This window comes from Streptomyces sp. NPDC127092 (assembly GCF_042722475.1).
In the GTDB taxonomy this organism is placed as follows: domain Bacteria; phylum Actinomycetota; class Actinomycetes; order Streptomycetales; family Streptomycetaceae; genus Streptomyces.
This window is the reverse complement of record NZ_JBHXFE010000024.1, coordinates 39,581-54,073: the sequence shown is the minus strand read 5'-3', so window position 1 is coordinate 54,073 and position 14,493 is coordinate 39,581. Positions and strand designations below refer to the sequence as shown.

The 14,493-nt window shown below is 71.1% G+C and carries 15 protein-coding genes; 4 read left to right on the top strand and 11 right to left on the bottom strand.

All coding sequences use genetic code 11. The features are described 5' to 3' along the window. Positions 1-161: 161 nt before the first annotated feature. Entirely contained in the window at positions 162-1,721 is a 1,560-nt protein-coding gene (locus ACFWJO_RS20890) for an ABC transporter substrate-binding protein (protein WP_386867156.1), read from the top strand. A 64-nt stretch (positions 1,722-1,785) separates the two neighbouring features. On the opposite strand, the gene ACFWJO_RS20885 is transcribed toward ACFWJO_RS20890, so the two are convergent. The 3 genes from ACFWJO_RS20885 to ACFWJO_RS20875 are packed head-to-tail and all read right to left on the bottom strand — an operon-like array spanning position 1,786 to position 3,491. Further along, positions 1,786-2,526: a TetR family transcriptional regulator gene (locus ACFWJO_RS20885; protein ID WP_386867252.1), complete on the bottom strand. Its 741-nt coding sequence runs from the start codon at positions 2,524-2,526 to the stop codon at positions 1,786-1,788. A 29-nt stretch (positions 2,527-2,555) separates the two neighbouring features. After that, on the bottom strand, positions 2,556-3,008 hold the full coding sequence (locus ACFWJO_RS20880) for a thiol-disulfide oxidoreductase DCC family protein (RefSeq protein ID WP_386867154.1): 453 nt from the start codon (positions 3,006-3,008) through the stop codon (positions 2,556-2,558). Positions 3,009-3,032: 24 nt separating this feature from the next. After that, entirely contained in the window at positions 3,033-3,491 is a 459-nt protein-coding gene (locus ACFWJO_RS20875) for a hypothetical protein (protein ID WP_386867152.1), read from the bottom strand. Positions 3,492-3,627: 136 nt separating this feature from the next. Here ACFWJO_RS20875 and ACFWJO_RS20870 point away from each other — a divergent pair, with 136 nt between their 5' ends. Continuing rightward, the gene (locus ACFWJO_RS20870; RefSeq protein WP_386867150.1) at positions 3,628-4,413 is read left to right on the top strand and encodes an alpha/beta fold hydrolase; all 786 of its coding nucleotides are present in this window, start codon (positions 3,628-3,630) and stop codon (positions 4,411-4,413) included. A gap of 242 nt (positions 4,414-4,655) precedes the next feature. Here ACFWJO_RS20870 and ACFWJO_RS20865 read toward each other — a convergent pair whose 3' ends face one another. Next, positions 4,656-5,879: an MFS transporter gene (locus tag ACFWJO_RS20865; protein WP_386867148.1), complete on the bottom strand. Its 1,224-nt coding sequence runs from the start codon at positions 5,877-5,879 to the stop codon at positions 4,656-4,658. Between the two features lie 86 nt (positions 5,880-5,965). Between ACFWJO_RS20865 and ACFWJO_RS20860 the strand changes: the two genes are divergently transcribed. Then, positions 5,966-6,574, top strand: a complete 609-nt coding sequence (locus ACFWJO_RS20860; RefSeq protein WP_386867146.1) for a MarR family winged helix-turn-helix transcriptional regulator — start codon at positions 5,966-5,968, stop codon at positions 6,572-6,574. Positions 6,575-6,624: 50 nt separating this feature from the next. Here the strand turns inward: ACFWJO_RS20860 and ACFWJO_RS20855 are convergent, their stop codons facing one another. The 7 genes from ACFWJO_RS20855 to ACFWJO_RS20825 all read right to left on the bottom strand — a co-directional run bounded on the left by ACFWJO_RS20855 (position 6,625) and on the right by ACFWJO_RS20825 (position 12,683). Next, complete coding sequence (locus ACFWJO_RS20855; RefSeq protein WP_386867144.1) at positions 6,625-7,680, bottom strand: serine hydrolase domain-containing protein; 1,056 nt, start codon at positions 7,678-7,680, stop codon at positions 6,625-6,627. A 108-nt stretch (positions 7,681-7,788) separates the two neighbouring features. Continuing rightward, the gene (locus ACFWJO_RS20850) at positions 7,789-8,316 is read right to left on the bottom strand and encodes a hypothetical protein (RefSeq protein WP_386867142.1); all 528 of its coding nucleotides are present in this window, start codon (positions 8,314-8,316) and stop codon (positions 7,789-7,791) included. A gap of 172 nt (positions 8,317-8,488) precedes the next feature. After that, on the bottom strand, positions 8,489-9,247 hold the full coding sequence (locus ACFWJO_RS20845; RefSeq protein WP_128982423.1) for a succinate dehydrogenase iron-sulfur subunit: 759 nt from the start codon (positions 9,245-9,247) through the stop codon (positions 8,489-8,491). Next, complete coding sequence (gene sdhA, locus ACFWJO_RS20840; RefSeq protein ID WP_385694456.1) at positions 9,247-11,001, bottom strand: succinate dehydrogenase flavoprotein subunit; 1,755 nt, start codon at positions 10,999-11,001, stop codon at positions 9,247-9,249. Before sdhA ends, ACFWJO_RS20845 begins: the two co-directional genes overlap by 1 nt. Positions 11,002-11,025: 24 nt before the next feature. Further along, positions 11,026-11,499: a succinate dehydrogenase hydrophobic membrane anchor subunit gene (locus ACFWJO_RS20835; RefSeq protein WP_384417739.1), complete on the bottom strand. Its 474-nt coding sequence runs from the start codon at positions 11,497-11,499 to the stop codon at positions 11,026-11,028. 5 nt (positions 11,500-11,504) lie between these two features. Then, entirely contained in the window at positions 11,505-11,885 is a 381-nt protein-coding gene (gene sdhC, locus ACFWJO_RS20830) for a succinate dehydrogenase, cytochrome b556 subunit (RefSeq protein WP_015035721.1), read from the bottom strand. Between the two features lie 192 nt (positions 11,886-12,077). Next, entirely contained in the window at positions 12,078-12,683 is a 606-nt protein-coding gene (locus tag ACFWJO_RS20825) for a 2-oxo-4-hydroxy-4-carboxy-5-ureidoimidazoline decarboxylase (protein WP_386867139.1), read from the bottom strand. Positions 12,684-12,839: 156 nt separating this feature from the next. Between ACFWJO_RS20825 and ACFWJO_RS20820 the strand changes: the two genes are divergently transcribed. Continuing rightward, complete coding sequence (locus ACFWJO_RS20820) at positions 12,840-14,483, top strand: glycoside hydrolase family 20 protein (protein WP_386867138.1); 1,644 nt, start codon at positions 12,840-12,842, stop codon at positions 14,481-14,483. Positions 14,484-14,493 lie beyond the last annotated feature (10 nt).

Genomic DNA, 14,493 nt, shown 5'->3' with positions numbered 1-14,493 from the left:
GTACGGTTCAGGTAGTCGAAATCCCTTATCCCTGGACATATGCGTGCGGTGTGAAGGTTTACTCTTCCACCAGTGAAATTCGTGTGATGGGATGGCGCCCATCGCGGCCGGCCGTTTTCCGCCGCGGCAGGGGTGGGCACGCGATGAAGGAAACACGACTCATGCGGTCGACGGTCCGTCTGCGAATTCTGATCACTTGCGGTGTTCTGGTGGTCGCCGGGATCGGAGGCTGGCAGTTGCTGCCCTCCGACGACGTGCGGACGGATCCGATCTCCGTCGGCACCACGGACGAGGTGACCTCGCTGGACCCGGCCGGGGCCTACGACGCCGGTTCCTGGGCGATGTACAGCAACGTCTTCCAGTCGCTGCTGACCTTCAAGCCCGGCTTCACCACGCCGGTCCCGGACGCCGCCGAGAGCTGCCGTTTCGTCGGCAACAAGCTGACCACGTACGAGTGCACGCTGCGCGACGACCTCACCTTCTCCAACGGTCGCAAGATCACCGGCGAGGACGTCAAGTACTCCGTCGAACGCATTCTCGCCATCAAGACGGACGTCGGCCCGGCGCCCCTCTTCCCGACCCTGAAGAACGTCGAGGCGGACGGCCAGAAGGTCACCTTCCACCTCAGCGGCCGGGACGCCACCTTCCCGCTGAAGCTCGCGACGGGCGCCGGCTCGATCGTCGACCGCACCCTGTACCCGGCGAAGAGGCTGCGCGAGGGCACGGCGGTGGACGGCTCGGGGCCGTACATCCTCAAGGAGTACCGGCCGGGCGAGCTCGCCCGCTTCGAGCCCAACCCGAGCTACCGGGGCGCGGTCTCCAAGGCCGGTCGCACGGTCGTCGTGAAGTACTTCAAGGAGTCGGAGCAGCTCGCCGCCGCCTGGAAGGCGAAGCAGGTGGACGTGACGCACCGGCAGATGCCGCCCGGCTTCATCAACTCGTTGAAGGACGCGTCAAGCGACGGCACCCGGATCACCGAGGTGGCGACCGCCGAGATCCGCAACCTCAACTTCAACCTCCGGTCCGGCTCGGTGATGGCGGACAAGGCGGTACGGCAGGCCGTCGCCGCCGTCCTCGACCGCCCGGCCATCACCACCGGCCCCTACCAGGGCACGGTCGAGCCGCTGTACTCCCTCGTCCCGCAGGGCTTCGTCGGTCACAGCACCGCCTTCTACGACGCCTACCCGGAGCCCAGCGCGGCCGTCGCCAAGCGGCTGCTGAAGAACGCGGACGTCGACGTCCCGGTGAAGTTCACCCTCGGGCACCGCGCGGACGCCACGTACGCCGCCGAGGCCGCCGAGATCAAGAAGCAGCTGGAGCAGAGCGGGCTGTTCGAGGTCGAGGTCGAGTCGGTGGACTGGAAGGCCTTCCAGAAGGCTTACGCGCAGGGCAAGTTCGACGCCTACCCGATCGGCTGGTTCCCCGACTTCCCGGACTCCGACAACTTCGCCGCGCCCCTCGTCGGCACCGGCAACGCGCTGCACAACGGGTACTCCAGCAAGACGGTCGACTCGCTGATCGCCGCGTCGCAGCAGTACAGCGACCGGGCGCGGGCCACCGACGACTTCAAGGACATCCAGAGCGAGGTCGCCAAGGACGTGCCGCTGGTGCCGCTGTGGCAGAAGAAGGACTACGTGCTGGCCACCGACCAGGTCGCCGGCTCGCAGTACCTGTCGGACGGCACGGGCGTGTGGCGCCTGTGGGAACTCGGCTGGATCTGAGGACGGCTCCCGAGGGCCGGGCCCCCGGGAAGCCCGGACGCCCAGGTCCTCCTCTTGGGGGTCGCTAGGGCTTCCTGCCGGCTCGCTTCGGCTTGCCGGAGGCCGCCATTCCCGCCGCCGTCGGCATGAAGTCGGACAGGACGTCGTGGACGTCCGTGACCAGGGGGCGCAGGATCCGGAAGCGGGACAGCGAGATGGCCCGGGCCGTGACCGGGGCGAGGCGTTCCACCAGGCGGCGGCTGTTGGCGGCGCCCTCGGAGCGGTCGTACACCCAGAACAGCACCAGGCCCATCTGCTGGAGCCAGAGCAGCCGCGGCAGCGGCTCGGCCAGTTCCTTGTCGACCTTGACCGCGGCCCCGCGGATGACCCGCCGGTGGACCTCGATCGCCGCCTCCCGCGGGCCCTCCGACTCGGGGGAGAAGGGGCTGAGCGGGCTGTCCGGGTCGGCGGCGTTCTTGAAGAACTGGGACGCGAACTCGTGGTACGGCTCGGCGATGTCGAGCCAGGCGAGGAGCACCCCGCGGATCCGGGCCGTCAGGTCCTTCTCGCCGCCCTCCAGGATCGGCTCGACGGCCGCCTGGTGCTCCTGGGCGATCCGGTCGTAGAAGCCCTGGACGAGGTGCTCCTTGGAGGAGAAGTAGTAGTACGCGTTGCCGACGGAGACCCCTGCCTCCTGGGCGATGGCCCGCATGGTCGTCTTGTCGTAGCCGCGCTCCTTGAACAGCCGGAGCGCGGTCTCCAGGATGAGCGCGCGGGTCTGCTCGCTCTTGGGCGCCTTGGCGGCCCTGTCCTGCTTCTCTTCCATCTCTTCCCTCGCGTCCACGGGACCTGAGCCTAGCCGGACGAGCTGTGAGTCTCGCACCGTCCGTCGGCGCAGCCGTTGCCGGAGTGCTCGCCGCCTTCGCCGGGACCTTCTCCGCGGCCGGACTTGAGCGCCTCGCGCCACTTGGCGGCGGCGAGGACGGTGGCCCGGGCGAACGGCTGCCCGGCGGGCGTGGCCAGCCAGTGGGCCCGGGGCCGGTGTTCGGCCAGGGCCCAGAGGCAGACGATCCAGGCGGCGGTGGAGCGGTAGATCTGGCCGCCGTCGCCGACGACGGTGATCTCGCGCAGGGTGGACTCGTGGTCGAGGTCCGGGAAGCGCTGCCGCGCCTCCCGGGAGCCGGCCGGGACCAGGTCCAGGGGCACCAGCTGCGGCTGGCGGAGCAGCCAGTGCCTCAGGTGGACGCAGAGCGGACAGTCCGCGTCGTAGAGGACGGTCAGGCGCCGCACGGGCGCGTTCGGGTTCACGGGTGCTCCCGGCCGGGCGGGGCGTCAGGCGTTGGTCGCCGGGGCCGCCCAGGGGCCGGGGCCCTGCGGGCTGCCGGGGCCGCCCTTGCCGGGGCCCATCCAGCCCTGCGGCGGCACGGGCGGGACCTGGCGGCGCTCCATGACGCCCCGGCGGCGGATCTTGTTGAGGACGTAGACGTTGGCGAGGTGCAGCACGCCGAGGACGAGCAGGACGACGCCGAGCTTGACGGAGAGGGCCTCGAAGAGCCCGCGGGCGTCGGGGACGGCCTCGTCCTGGCTCAGGTAGAGGGCGACGAAGCCGAAGTTGACGAGGTAGAACCCGACGACGAGCAGGTGGTTGACGGCGTCCGCGAGCTTCTCGTTCCCGTGCAGGACGTCGGCGAGGAAGACCTTTCCGTTGCGGCTGAGGGTGCGGGCGACCCAGATGGTGAGCCCGACACTGACGAGCAGGTAGACGACGTACGCGACGACAGTGAGGTCCATGCCCCACGCTCCCTTGAACGCGTTCAAAGCTGACAGGCATGACTGTAGACCTCTCTTTGAACGTGTTCAAGCCGTGCTTGGCGATCCTGGGGAAACCCCTGGTGGGGCGGGTCCTGGGCGATCTAGGGTCAGGCCCATGACACTTGCTCACGACGTGGCCGGCGACGGCCCCTCCACCGTGCTCCTGCTCCACTCCGGCGTCTGCGACCGGCGCATGTGGGACGGACAGTTCCACGCCCTCGCCGAGGCCGGACACCGGGTGGTGCGGTGCGACCTCCGGGGCTTCGGCGACAGTCCGATCGACCGCCCGCACGTCCACGCCGACGACATACGCGAGCTGCTCGACCACCTCGGCGTCGAACGCGCCGCGCTCGTCGGCTCCTCCTTCGGCGGCGAGGTGGCCCTGGAGTTCACCGTCCGCCACCCCGGCCGCACCACCGCCCTCGCCCTGCTCTGCGCCGCCGCCCCGGGCCACGAGGCCGGGCCGGAGCTGCGCGAGTTCTTCGCGCGCGAGCGGGCGCTGCTCGTCGACGGCGACATCTCCGCCGCGGCCGACCTCAACGTCGACTTCTGGCTCGGCCCGGACGCGGACGCCGACGCCCGCGAGCTCGTCCGCCGCATGCAGACCCGCGCCTTCGAACTCCAGCTGCCGGCGCCCGACGAGTTCGCGCCCGGCGACGTCGAGGTGACCGACGCCGACCTCGCCGCGATCGGCGTCCCGGTGCTCGTCGCCACCGGGGCCCACGACGTGCCGGACTTCCGCGCGATCGGCGACCGGCTCGCCCGGCTCTTCCCGGACGTACGCCGCGTCGAGCTCGACCGGGCCGGTCATCTGCCCGCCGTGGAGCACCCGGAGGAGACCGCGAAGCTGCTCGTCGACTTCCTGGGCTCCCGCACCTCCCTCACCACGCCCGCCGCCTGAGGCCGGGCCCGCCTGAGGCCGGGCCTGGCGGAGGCCGGGCCTGGCGGCCGGGGCGGCGCCCTGCGGAGGACCGCCCGGCGGAGGCCGTGCCCGCCGCCCGGGGCCGCCCGGCCGAGGCCGTGCCCGGCGCCTGAGACCGCGCCCAGCGCCCGGGCCCGCGCTCGCTACCTGAGGCCCGGCCCGGCGGCGGCCAGGCCTGGCCTGGCAGAGGCCGTGCCCGGCGGTCCTCCCCGGTCCTGCCGTCAGTCGCTCCTGAACCTCCGTACGCCCGGCACCAATGCCGTCCCGAGGCAGCACGCCGCCACCGTCACTGCCGCCGCCACCAGCGGGAGTTCCGGCCCCCAGGCCGAGGCGGCGAGCGGGGCCAGGCCGTAGCCGAGCGGCATCGCCGCGAAGGACAGCAGCCAGTCGTACGAGGTCACGCGTGCGAGCGCGTGTTCCGGCACGGCCCGCTGCACCGCGGTCCCCCAGACCGGCGTGAGGAACCCGAGCCCCGCCTGCGCGAGCCCGTACGCGGCGAAGACCGCCGGAGCCGGCGCGTGGGCCGCCAGGAGCAGCAGCGGCAGCGCGTACAGGGCGAGGCCCAGATTGGCGACGAGGATCGGGCGCCGGGGGCGGATCCGGTCGGCGGCCAGCGAACCGGCGAGCAGCCCGATCGCCCCCACCTGGAGCAGACCCGCCCACGCGAGGTCGCCGCCCAGCCGGTCGAGGGCGAGCGCGGGGCCGAGCGTCATCAGGACGGCGGCGGCGCCGTTCCAGGCGCTGTGCCCGACGAGGCTCGTCCAGTACCAGTCACGGGTGCGGACCTCCCGCCAGCCCTCCTTGAGGTCGGCGAACACCGACCGGCGCGGCGGCGCCGCCACCCGCTCGACCCGTACGGCGCTCAGCAGCGCGGCGCTGACCGCGAAGCTGGCGGCGTCCAGGACGAAGGCCCAGCCGGGACCCACGGTCGCGATCAGCGTCCCCGCGAGCGCCGGACCGCCGACCCGGCTCGCGCTGTACGCCACGGCCATCGCTGCGTTCGCCCGCTGCAGGGACTCCGCCGGCACCGTGCCCTTGACCAGCGGCGCGGCCGTGGGCATCGCGAAGGCGCCCGCCGCACCGCCGAGCACCTCGACGACCGCGATGACCGCGAGGGACGGTGTGCCGCTCAACAGCTGGACGCCGACGACGAGTTGGGTGACGCATCGGACGAGGTCCATGGTCAGGGCGACCGTCCTGGCGTCGAACCGGTCGCCGACCACACCGCCGAGCGGCAGCAGAAGCAGCCTGGGCACCATCGAGCACGCGAGCACGAGCGCGAGGGCCGAGGTGGAGCCGGTCGCCTTCAGGACGGCGAGGGCGAGGGCGGCCGGGATGACGGCGTCGCCGAGGAGGGAGAGCGCGCGCCCGGTGAAGAGCAGCCGGAAGGAACGGGTGCGCAGCGGATGGGGGAGAGGAGGCCGGTCGAGGGTGGTGGCAGGCATGCACCGCAGAGTATTTCGGTACCGAATAATTCGTCAACGAAATACTTCTCCGGTGCTTCGCCCCCGCGCCGACGTACGATCACCCCATGGCACCGACCGAGCAACCGAGCGCAGAGGACCCCGGCGCGGAGCAGCCGAGCGCCGAGCGGTCGGGCGAACCCGCCCCGCAGGGCACCCCCGCGCCGCCGCGCGACTGGACCGACGAGCACGTCGCCCGCTGGCAGCCCGTCCTGCCCGGCCTCGACCCGGTCGTCGAGGGCGCGGTCACCCGGATGAAGAAGCTCTCCGTCTACTTCCGCCGCGTGCGCGAACAGTCCCTCGTCGACTTCGACCTCGAACGCCACGAGTTCGACACGCTCCACAAGCTCGCCGGCCGCGGCGGCAGCGCCGCGCCCTCCGAACTCGCCCAGGACCTCGACCTCGCCCCGGCCTCCGTCACCGGCCGCCTCGACGCCCTGGAGAAGCGCGGCTTCGTCCGCCGTACCCAGTCCACGACCGACCGCCGCCGCGTGATCGTCGAACTCACCGAGTCGGGACACGAGACCTGGCTCGGCGCCATGGACCTCCTCGGCCACGAGGAATACCGGCTCCTCGGCGTCCTCGGCCCCGAGGAGCGCGCCACCCTGAACGACCTGCTCCGCCGCATCATGCTCGCCGCCGAGGAGGACCCCACGGTCCCCCACTGGCACGGCTAGCGCCCGTCCGGCGGGCCGTGGCCGCGCCTGCCGGGCGGCCCCCAGGGGGTCTAGCGCGGCACGCCGCGGAACGCGGCGTCGGCTATCCTCCGGACCCGCGCGACCTCCTGGTCCGCGTCCTTGCCGGTCGGCAGCGTCGAGTAGACGAGGACCCGGCCCAGGTCCGCCGTGGCGAACACCCCGCTCGCGTACCCGTGGTGGGAACCCGTCTTGCCCCAGACCACCGTTCCGTCCTTCAGCTCGACACGGGTCAGCCCGCCATAACTGAAGGCGGCCCCCGGCACCTCCGGCATCGCGAACAGCAGCCGCCGCTCGGCCGGGCGCAGCAGCCCGCCGCGTATCAGCGCGGTCGTGAAGCGGCGCAGATCGGTGGCGTCGGACACGAGCCCGCCCTCCGCCCAGGCCCAGTCGCCGGCCGGCAGCCGGGTGTGCCGCAGGCCGAGCGGGCGGAGCACCCGGTCGTCCAGCTCCTCCGCGTACGTCCGGCCGGTCACCTTCTCGACCACCAGGCCGAGGACGAAGTAGTTGATGCCGTTGTACTGAACGGCGCTCCCCGGGGCGCCCGGAGTCCCGCAGGAGACCGCGGACCTGACGACCTCCACCGGCGTCCCGGGACGGACGCAGGTGGGCTTCTGCAGCCCGCTGGTGTGACTGAGGAGCTGCCCCACGGTGATCGGGGCGTAGGAGTCCGGCAGCAGGCCGGGCAGCACCTCCTGGACCGTGCCGTCGAGCGACAGCCGGCCCTCGCCGACGAGCTGGAGGACCACGGCGGAGGTGAACAGCTTGGTGACGCTGCCTATGGCGAACTCGGCCTCGGCCGGCGCGGTCCACTCACCGGCCGTCCCGCTCCACCGCCCGTCCCGCCCGGTCACCTTCACCATGGCGCCCCGTACGTAGTCGTCGGGCAGTCCGGCGAGCGCCTTCCGCAGCGCCGCGGCATCGACCCGGCCGGCGGCCTGCGCCACCACTGCCGGGGCCACCGCTGCCGGCGCTGCCGGGGAAGGGGCCGCCAGGGAAGGAGCCGCCGCCGCGCCCGCCGGTACGGCCGCACCCGCCACCACCAGGGCGGCCACCACCGCAGCCGTCGCCCAACGTGCCGTGTTCATCCACGAGTTCGTCATGGATCAAGGTTCCCGCCGGACCGACCCTCGGGACCATCGGGGACCACCCTGGTCCACCCCTGAACCGTTCGGGCTCCGAACCCTGAGACCCGCTCAGACGCTAAGCGACCGCGCGTAGTTCAGCTGCCCCATCACCCAGTGGATGGTGTCCGGACCGGTCGCCGGGATCATCGTCGAGTGGTGCTTGCCGCCGCTCGTCACCGTGACCTGGATGAAGCCGGTGGTCTGCTTCTCCTTCATCAGCAGGAACAGCAGGCCCAGCAGACACAGCACGAAGAAGATGATCGCGAGCACGATCGCGACCGTCGGGATCTTCTCCTCGGTCCGCGACATGTCCATCGCGTTCCACACCGCGCCCTTGAGCGGCATCGACCCGGCCGGCGTGATGATCTGGTCGCCGACCACGGTGATGTCACCGAGACTCAGCAGCGGAGCCCCGCCCGCCATCGGCATGGCCGGCACCGGCGCGTGCTGCGGCGGCACCGGGACGCCGCCCGGCAGGGTGGGCTGGTAGGCAGGCGGCGTCTGCGGGTAGCCGTAACCCGGAGTCCCCGCCTGCTGGCCCGGCCCCCACTCGTAGTTGCCGGAGTCGTCCGACTTGTAAGGGTTCGGCTCGCTCATCAGTCCCCGTCCTTTCCTGCACGTCAACGCTGCCTCAGATCCTGGCACATCCGGTCGGCTCCCGGAGGGTGCTGGTGTCCCCCCGTACATGGCGAAGGGCCCCGCCTCCAGAGGGAGACGGGGCCCAGCGTCGAAAGGGGTCAGAAGCGGGCTTCCCCGTAGTGACCTGGTGTCAGAAGCGGCGGGTGATGAGCGCGCGCTTCACTTCCTGGATCGCCTTCGTGATCTCGATGCCACGCGGGCAGGCGTCCGTGCAGTTGAACGTCGTGCGGCAACGCCACACGCCGTCCTTGTCGTTCAGGATCTCCAGGCGCTGCTCGCCGGCCTCGTCACGCGAGTCGAAGATGAAGCGGTGCGCGTTGACGATCGCGGCCGGACCGAAGTACTGGCCGTCGTTCCAGAAGACCGGGCAGGAGGAGGTGCAGGCCGCGCAGAGGATGCACTTCGTCGTGTCGTCGAAGCGCTCGCGGTCCTCCGCCGACTGCAGCCGCTCGCGGGTCGGCTCGTTGCCCTTGGTGACCAGGAACGGCATGACGTCCCGGTACGCCTGGAAGAAGGGCTCCATGTCGACCACGAGGTCCTTCATCACCGTGAGGCCCTTGATGGCCTCGACGGTGATCGGCTTCTCGGGGTTGATGTCCTTGATCAGCGTCTTGCAGGCAAGGCGGTTCTTGCCGTTGATCCGCATCGCGTCCGAGCCGCAGATGCCGTGCGCGCAGGAGCGGCGGAAGGTCAGCGTGCCGTCCAGGTCCCACTTGATCTTGTGGAGACCGTCGAGCACGCGCTCCTTCGGGTCGATCTCGATCTGGAAGTCCTCCCAGACCGCCGCGTCCGACACCTCGGGGTTGTAGCGGCGGATCCGGAAGGTGACCGTGATGTACGGGGACGCGGCGGAGTCCTTCTCCACCTTGTCCAGAACGGGGGTAGCCATCAGTACTTACGCTCCATCGGCTGGTAGCGGGTCTGGACGACCGGCTTGTAGTCGAGACGGACGGTCTCGGAGCCGTCCTCGCCGACCTCGCGGTACGCCATGGTGTGGCGCATGAAGTTGACGTCGTCGCGGTTCGGGTAGTCCTCGCGGTAGTGACCGCCGCGGGACTCCTTGCGCGCCAGGGCCGAGACGGCCATGACCTCGGCCAGCTCGAGCAGGTTGCCCAGCTCGATGGCCTCCAGGAGGTCGGTGTTGAAGCGCTTGCCCTTGTCCTGGATGGACACGTTCTTGTAGCGCTCGCGCAGCTCGGCGATCTTCTCGACGGCCGTCTTGATGGTCTGCTCCGTACGGAACACCATCACGTTCGCGTCCATCGTCTCCTGGAGCTCGCGGCGCAGGTCGGCGACCCGCTCGTTGCCCGTGGAGTTGCGAAGGTTCTCGATCTGCTCGACGACGAAGGCCTCCGGGTTCTCCGGCAGCTCGACGTAGTCGTTCTTGGCGGCGTACTCGGCGGCGGCGATGCCCGAGCGCTTGCCGAAGACGTTGATGTCGAGCAGGGAGTTGGTGCCGAGGCGGTTGGCGCCGTGCACGGAGACGCAGGCGACCTCGCCGGCCGCGTACAGACCCGGGACGACGGTGGTGTTGTCCGAGAGGACCTCACCCTCGACGTTGGTCGGGATGCCGCCCATGGCGTAGTGCGCGGTGGGCTGGATCGGGATCGGGTCCGTGTACGGCTCGATGCCGAGGTACGTACGGGCGAACTCGGTGATGTCCGGGAGCTTGGCGTCCAGCTGCTCCGGCGGGAGGTGCGTCAGGTCCAGGTAGACGTGGTCGCCCTCGGGACCGCAGCCGCGGCCCTCGCGGATCTCCGTGTAGATGGAGCGGGAGACGACGTCACGGGACGCGAGGTCCTTCATGACCGGCGCGTACTTCTCCATGAAGCGCTCGCCGTCCTTGTTGCGGAGGATGCCGCCCTCACCGCGGGCGCCCTCCGTCAGGAGGATGCCCATGCGCCAGATGCCCGTCGGGTGGAACTGGAAGAACTCCATGTCCTCCAGCGGCAGACCGCGCCGGTAGCACGCGGCCTGGCCGTCACCGGTCAGGGTGTGGGCGTTGGACGTCACCTTGAAGAACTTGCCGGTGCCGCCGGACGCGTAGATGACCGCCTTCGCCTGGAAGACGTGGATCTCGCCGGTGGCCAGCTCGTAGGCGACCACACCGGCCGACTTCTTGATGCCGTCGACCTCGGTGATCAGCTGGTCCAGGACGTAGAACTCGTTGAAGAACTCGACGCCCTCCTTGACGCAGTTCTGGTACAGCGTCTGGAGGATCATGTGACCGGTGCGGTCCGCGGCGTAGCAGGACCGGCGGACCGGGGCCTCGCCGTGGTTGCGGGAGTGACCGCCGAAGCGGCGCTGGTCGATGGTGCCGTTCGGGGTCCGGTTGAACGGCAGACCCATCTTCTCCAGGTCGAGGACGGCGTCGATGGCCTCCTTCGCCAGGATCTCGGCGGCGTCCTGGTCGACCAGGTAGTCACCGCCCTTGACCGTGTCGAAGGTGTGCCACTCCCAGTTGTCCTCCTCCACGTTGGCCAGCGCGGCGGCCATGCCGCCCTGCGCGGCGCCCGTGTGGGAGCGGGTCGGGTACAGCTTCGTCAGCACGGCGGTGCGGCTGCGCTTCGTCGCCTCGATGGCGGCGCGCATGCCGGCGCCACCGGCGCCGACGATGACGGTGTCGTACTTGTGGAACTTCATGACGTGGTTACCTCAGCCCCGTGCCTAGCGGATGTTCGGGTCGAAGGTGAAGATCACCAGCGTGCCCAGAAGGATGGTGAACACCGTGGCGGTGTACAGCAGGCCCTTGAGCCACAGGCGCGTGTTGGCCCGCTCCGCGTAGTCGTTGATGACCGTGCGGAGGCCGTTGGCGCCGTGCAGCATCGCGAGCCACAGCATCAGCAGGTCCCAGACCTGCCAGAACGGGGACGCCCAGCGGCCGGCCACGAAGGCGAAGCCGATCTTGGAGACGCCGCCGTCCAGGAAGAGCTGGATCAGCAGGTGGCCGAGGACCAGGACGACGAGGACGACACCCGAGAGGCGCATGAAGAGCCACGCGGCCATCTCGAAGTTGCCTCGGGTCGCCCGCGGGGTCTTGCCCGTGCGCTTGCGGGGGGCCTCGATGTACGGGGCCGGGTTGTCCACGTCGTAGCCGGCGCCTTCGACGGGGCCGATCGCGGTAGAGGTGTCAGCGGACATGTGCGTCAGCTCCCGAACAGTTCACGTGCGGCGTGGCCGAGGACGGGGTACAGGGAGCCCGCCATCAGCACGACCCAGATGCCCACGACGGTCCAGAGCATCTGCTTCTGGTAGCGCGGGCCCTTGGACCAGAAGTCCACGGCGATGACCCGGAGGCCGTTGAGCGCGTGGAAGAGGATGGCAGCGACGAGGCCGTACTCGAGCAGAGCGACGATCGGCGTCTTGTAGGTCGCGACGACCTCGTCGTACGCCTCGGGGGAGACGCGGACGAGAGCGGTGTCCAGCACGTGTACGAACAGGAAGAAGAAGATGAGGACGCCGGTGACTCGGTGAGCCACCCAGGACCACATTCCTTCCCGGCCGCGGTACAGCGTTCCAGCCGGCACGGAAAAACCCTCCGGGAGCGGGGATCAGGGCCGGCCGGCTTCTCTGTCGGTCTGGCCCGGCCGGGTACGGTCCACCGGCCCCGGTCATCGTAGCGACGACTTGTCGGTTCGCTCGCGCGGGGTCCATAGGTGTGATCAAACAGGCACGGACGGGCTATCGTCCGGCCCTGAATCGCCGCGTTCCGGGCGAACTCACCGCGCGGTGATCGAACGCGTGAGCCGGGTACGGGCCAGCCGGCGCAGTTCCTCGGCCGCGATCGCCCGTTCCTCCTCCCTTTCGTTGCCGAGGCGTGACCGGATGCCTTCGAGCACCTGGTCGAGCCGCTCGCCCGCCGGGACGCCGTCCAGGCTGATCACGAAGGCATGGCCGAAGCTGCTCTCGTACGCGGCGAGGGCGGCGCCGAGCGCGGTGCGGGCGGCCGGCGGCGCGTCCGGGTGCGGCAGCGACGAGGTCTCGCGCGACAGCGCCTCGTCGAGGTCCGGACCCGACAGGTCGTACCCGGCCTCGTCGGCGGCGGCGAGCAGCGCGTCGAGGGTCGGGTAGGGCCGGTGCGCGGCCACCCGTTCGGCCCAGCGGCGGCTGCCGCAGCAGTCCAGCAGCAGTGCCTCGGCCGCGCCGGGCGGGTCCGCGTTGAAGCGCACGAGCCCGGTGAGGTGCCGGCCGGTGCCCTGCTGGGCAGGTATGGCGGGAGTGACCGGCGTCCGGCAGGGGGCGGCGTGGGTGTCGCTGGTCAGCGGGGACTCCGGGAGCGAGACGTGGAGGTGTCGGGGAGAACGATGGGGAGGATGTGACGCCACGCTATCGGCGGGAAGGGGGAAGCGTCCGACGGATGCGCGAATTTCACCTGGACGAGTGGGTTTCGTCGTGAAGGTCGACCGTGTCGGCGGGGTGGACGGAGGGGCCGGAAGGCCCCGGGATGCCGTGGTTCGCGCGGTGAGGGAGGATTCCGGGTGATGCGGTACTCCATACGAGGGCCCCGCCGGGGGCCCGCACTCGTGGCGGCCGCGGTGGCACTGGCCACCGTGGCGGCCTGTTCGAACGGATCCTCCGCCGGGCCGCCGGAGGGCACCGGCGGCACCGCCGCGAGCGGCGCGTCCAGCCCGGCCGGCCCGGCCGTGAGCAGTCCGCCGCCGAGCCCGCCGCCCAGTCCGACGCCGACGAGGACGTACCCGCTGTCGAAGGCGCCGCAGGTCGTCCCCTCCGTCGTCGCCCACCGGGCGGCCCGCGGCCCCGGCTGGAAGCCGGGCCGGGACACCGCCGTGGTGGTCGCCGAGAAGGACGAGTTCGCGCTGGCCGACGAGGCCCGGCTGATCGCCGCCGAGCTGCGCGTCCCGTACGGGGGCACCGCCGCCGCCGGGCCCGGTGACGTCAGCCTCGCCCTCGGCGGGGCGGGCGCCGCCGAGTCGTACACCCTCACCGTCCAGGGCGGCGGGGTCCGCATCACCGGGCCCGACCAGGCCGGGGTCTTCTACGGCACCCGCACCCTCAAACAGTCCGTCAGGTCCACCGGCGCGATGCCGGAGGGAGTGGTCACCGACGCCCCGGCCAAGCCGCAGCGCGGACTGATGGTCGACATCGCCCGCAAGTACTACTCCGCCGACTGGATCGAGGGCCGGCTGCGGGAGATGGCCGACCTCAAGCTCAACCAGCTCGGCCTGCACTTCTCGGACGACCAGGGCTTCCGCATCGCCTCCGACAGCCACCCCGAGGTGGTCTCCCAGCGGCACCTCAGCAAGGCCGAGGTGCGGCGGATCGTGGACCTCGCCGCGAGCCTGCACATCACGGTCGTCCCCGAGATCGACTCGCCGGGGCACCTGGGCGCGGTCATCGCCGCGCACCCCGAGCTGCAGCTCGTCAGCGCGAGCGGCCGCACCCCGCGCGGCGCCGTCGACATCTCGAAGCCGGCCTCGGCGAAGATCGTCGACGAGCTGCTCCGCGAGTACGCCGGGCTGTTCCCCGGTGCCTTCTGGCACCTGGGCGGCGACGAGTACGTGGCCCTGATGGTGAAGAACCCCGAGGCCACGTATCCCCAGCTGGCGCGTGCCGCGACCGCGAAGTACGGGGCGTCGGGCCGGGTCCAGGACCTGGCGACCGGCTGGCTGAACGACCGGGCGGCCGTGGTCCGCCCGACCGGCAAGGCCATGCGCGTCTGGAACGACGGCTTCTTCACCGGCGGCGTCACCAGCGCCGACAAGGACCTCCAGGTCGCCTACTGGACGGGCAAGGAGATCGGGGCCAGGACGCCCGTCTCGTACCTGAGCGCCGGCCGCAAGGTGATCAACTACAACGACAAGTACCTCTACTACGTGCTCGGTCAGCCGAACCAGTTCGTGTACCCGACCGGGCGCCTCATCTACGAGCAGTGGACGCCGCTCGTCCTGCGCGGCAGCACTCCGGTGCCCGCCCGCTACGACCCCCAGATCCTGGGCGGCAGCTTCGCCGTCTGGGGCGACCTCCCGAACGCCCAGACCCAGGCGCAGGTGGCGGCCGGCATCCGGATGCCGCTGGCGGCGACCGCCCAGAAGCTCTGGGACGCCAGGAAACCGGCACTCGGCTGGGCGGCCTTCCAGACGCTGGCGGGACGCGTGCGCGGCTGACGCTGCCGCT

Bases quoted from the DNA above. Each gene is read 5' to 3' on its own strand.
- ACFWJO_RS20860 (WP_386867146.1), top strand. From the start codon at position 5,966: ATGGCACCGACCGAGCAACCGAGCGCAGAGGACCCCGGCGCGGAGCAG.
- ACFWJO_RS20870 (WP_386867150.1), top strand. From the start codon at position 3,628: ATGACACTTGCTCACGACGTGGCCGGCGACGGCCCCTCCACCGTGCTC.
- ACFWJO_RS20820 (WP_386867138.1), top strand. From the start codon at position 12,840: ATGCGGTACTCCATACGAGGGCCCCGCCGGGGGCCCGCACTCGTGGCG.
- ACFWJO_RS20890 (WP_386867156.1), top strand. From the start codon at position 162: ATGCGGTCGACGGTCCGTCTGCGAATTCTGATCACTTGCGGTGTTCTG.
- ACFWJO_RS20855 (WP_386867144.1), bottom strand. From the start codon at position 7,680: ATGAACACGGCACGTTGGGCGACGGCTGCGGTGGTGGCCGCCCTGGTG.
- ACFWJO_RS20865 (WP_386867148.1), bottom strand. From the start codon at position 5,879: ATGCCTGCCACCACCCTCGACCGGCCTCCTCTCCCCCATCCGCTGCGC.
- ACFWJO_RS20885 (WP_386867252.1), bottom strand. From the start codon at position 2,526: ATGGAAGAGAAGCAGGACAGGGCCGCCAAGGCGCCCAAGAGCGAGCAG.
- sdhA (WP_385694456.1), bottom strand. From the start codon at position 11,001: ATGAAGTTCCACAAGTACGACACCGTCATCGTCGGCGCCGGTGGCGCC.
- ACFWJO_RS20875 (WP_386867152.1), bottom strand. From the start codon at position 3,491: ATGGACCTCACTGTCGTCGCGTACGTCGTCTACCTGCTCGTCAGTGTC.
- ACFWJO_RS20835 (WP_384417739.1), bottom strand. From the start codon at position 11,499: ATGTCCGCTGACACCTCTACCGCGATCGGCCCCGTCGAAGGCGCCGGC.
- ACFWJO_RS20845 (WP_128982423.1), bottom strand. From the start codon at position 9,247: ATGGCTACCCCCGTTCTGGACAAGGTGGAGAAGGACTCCGCCGCGTCC.
- ACFWJO_RS20850 (WP_386867142.1), bottom strand. From the start codon at position 8,316: ATGAGCGAGCCGAACCCTTACAAGTCGGACGACTCCGGCAACTACGAG.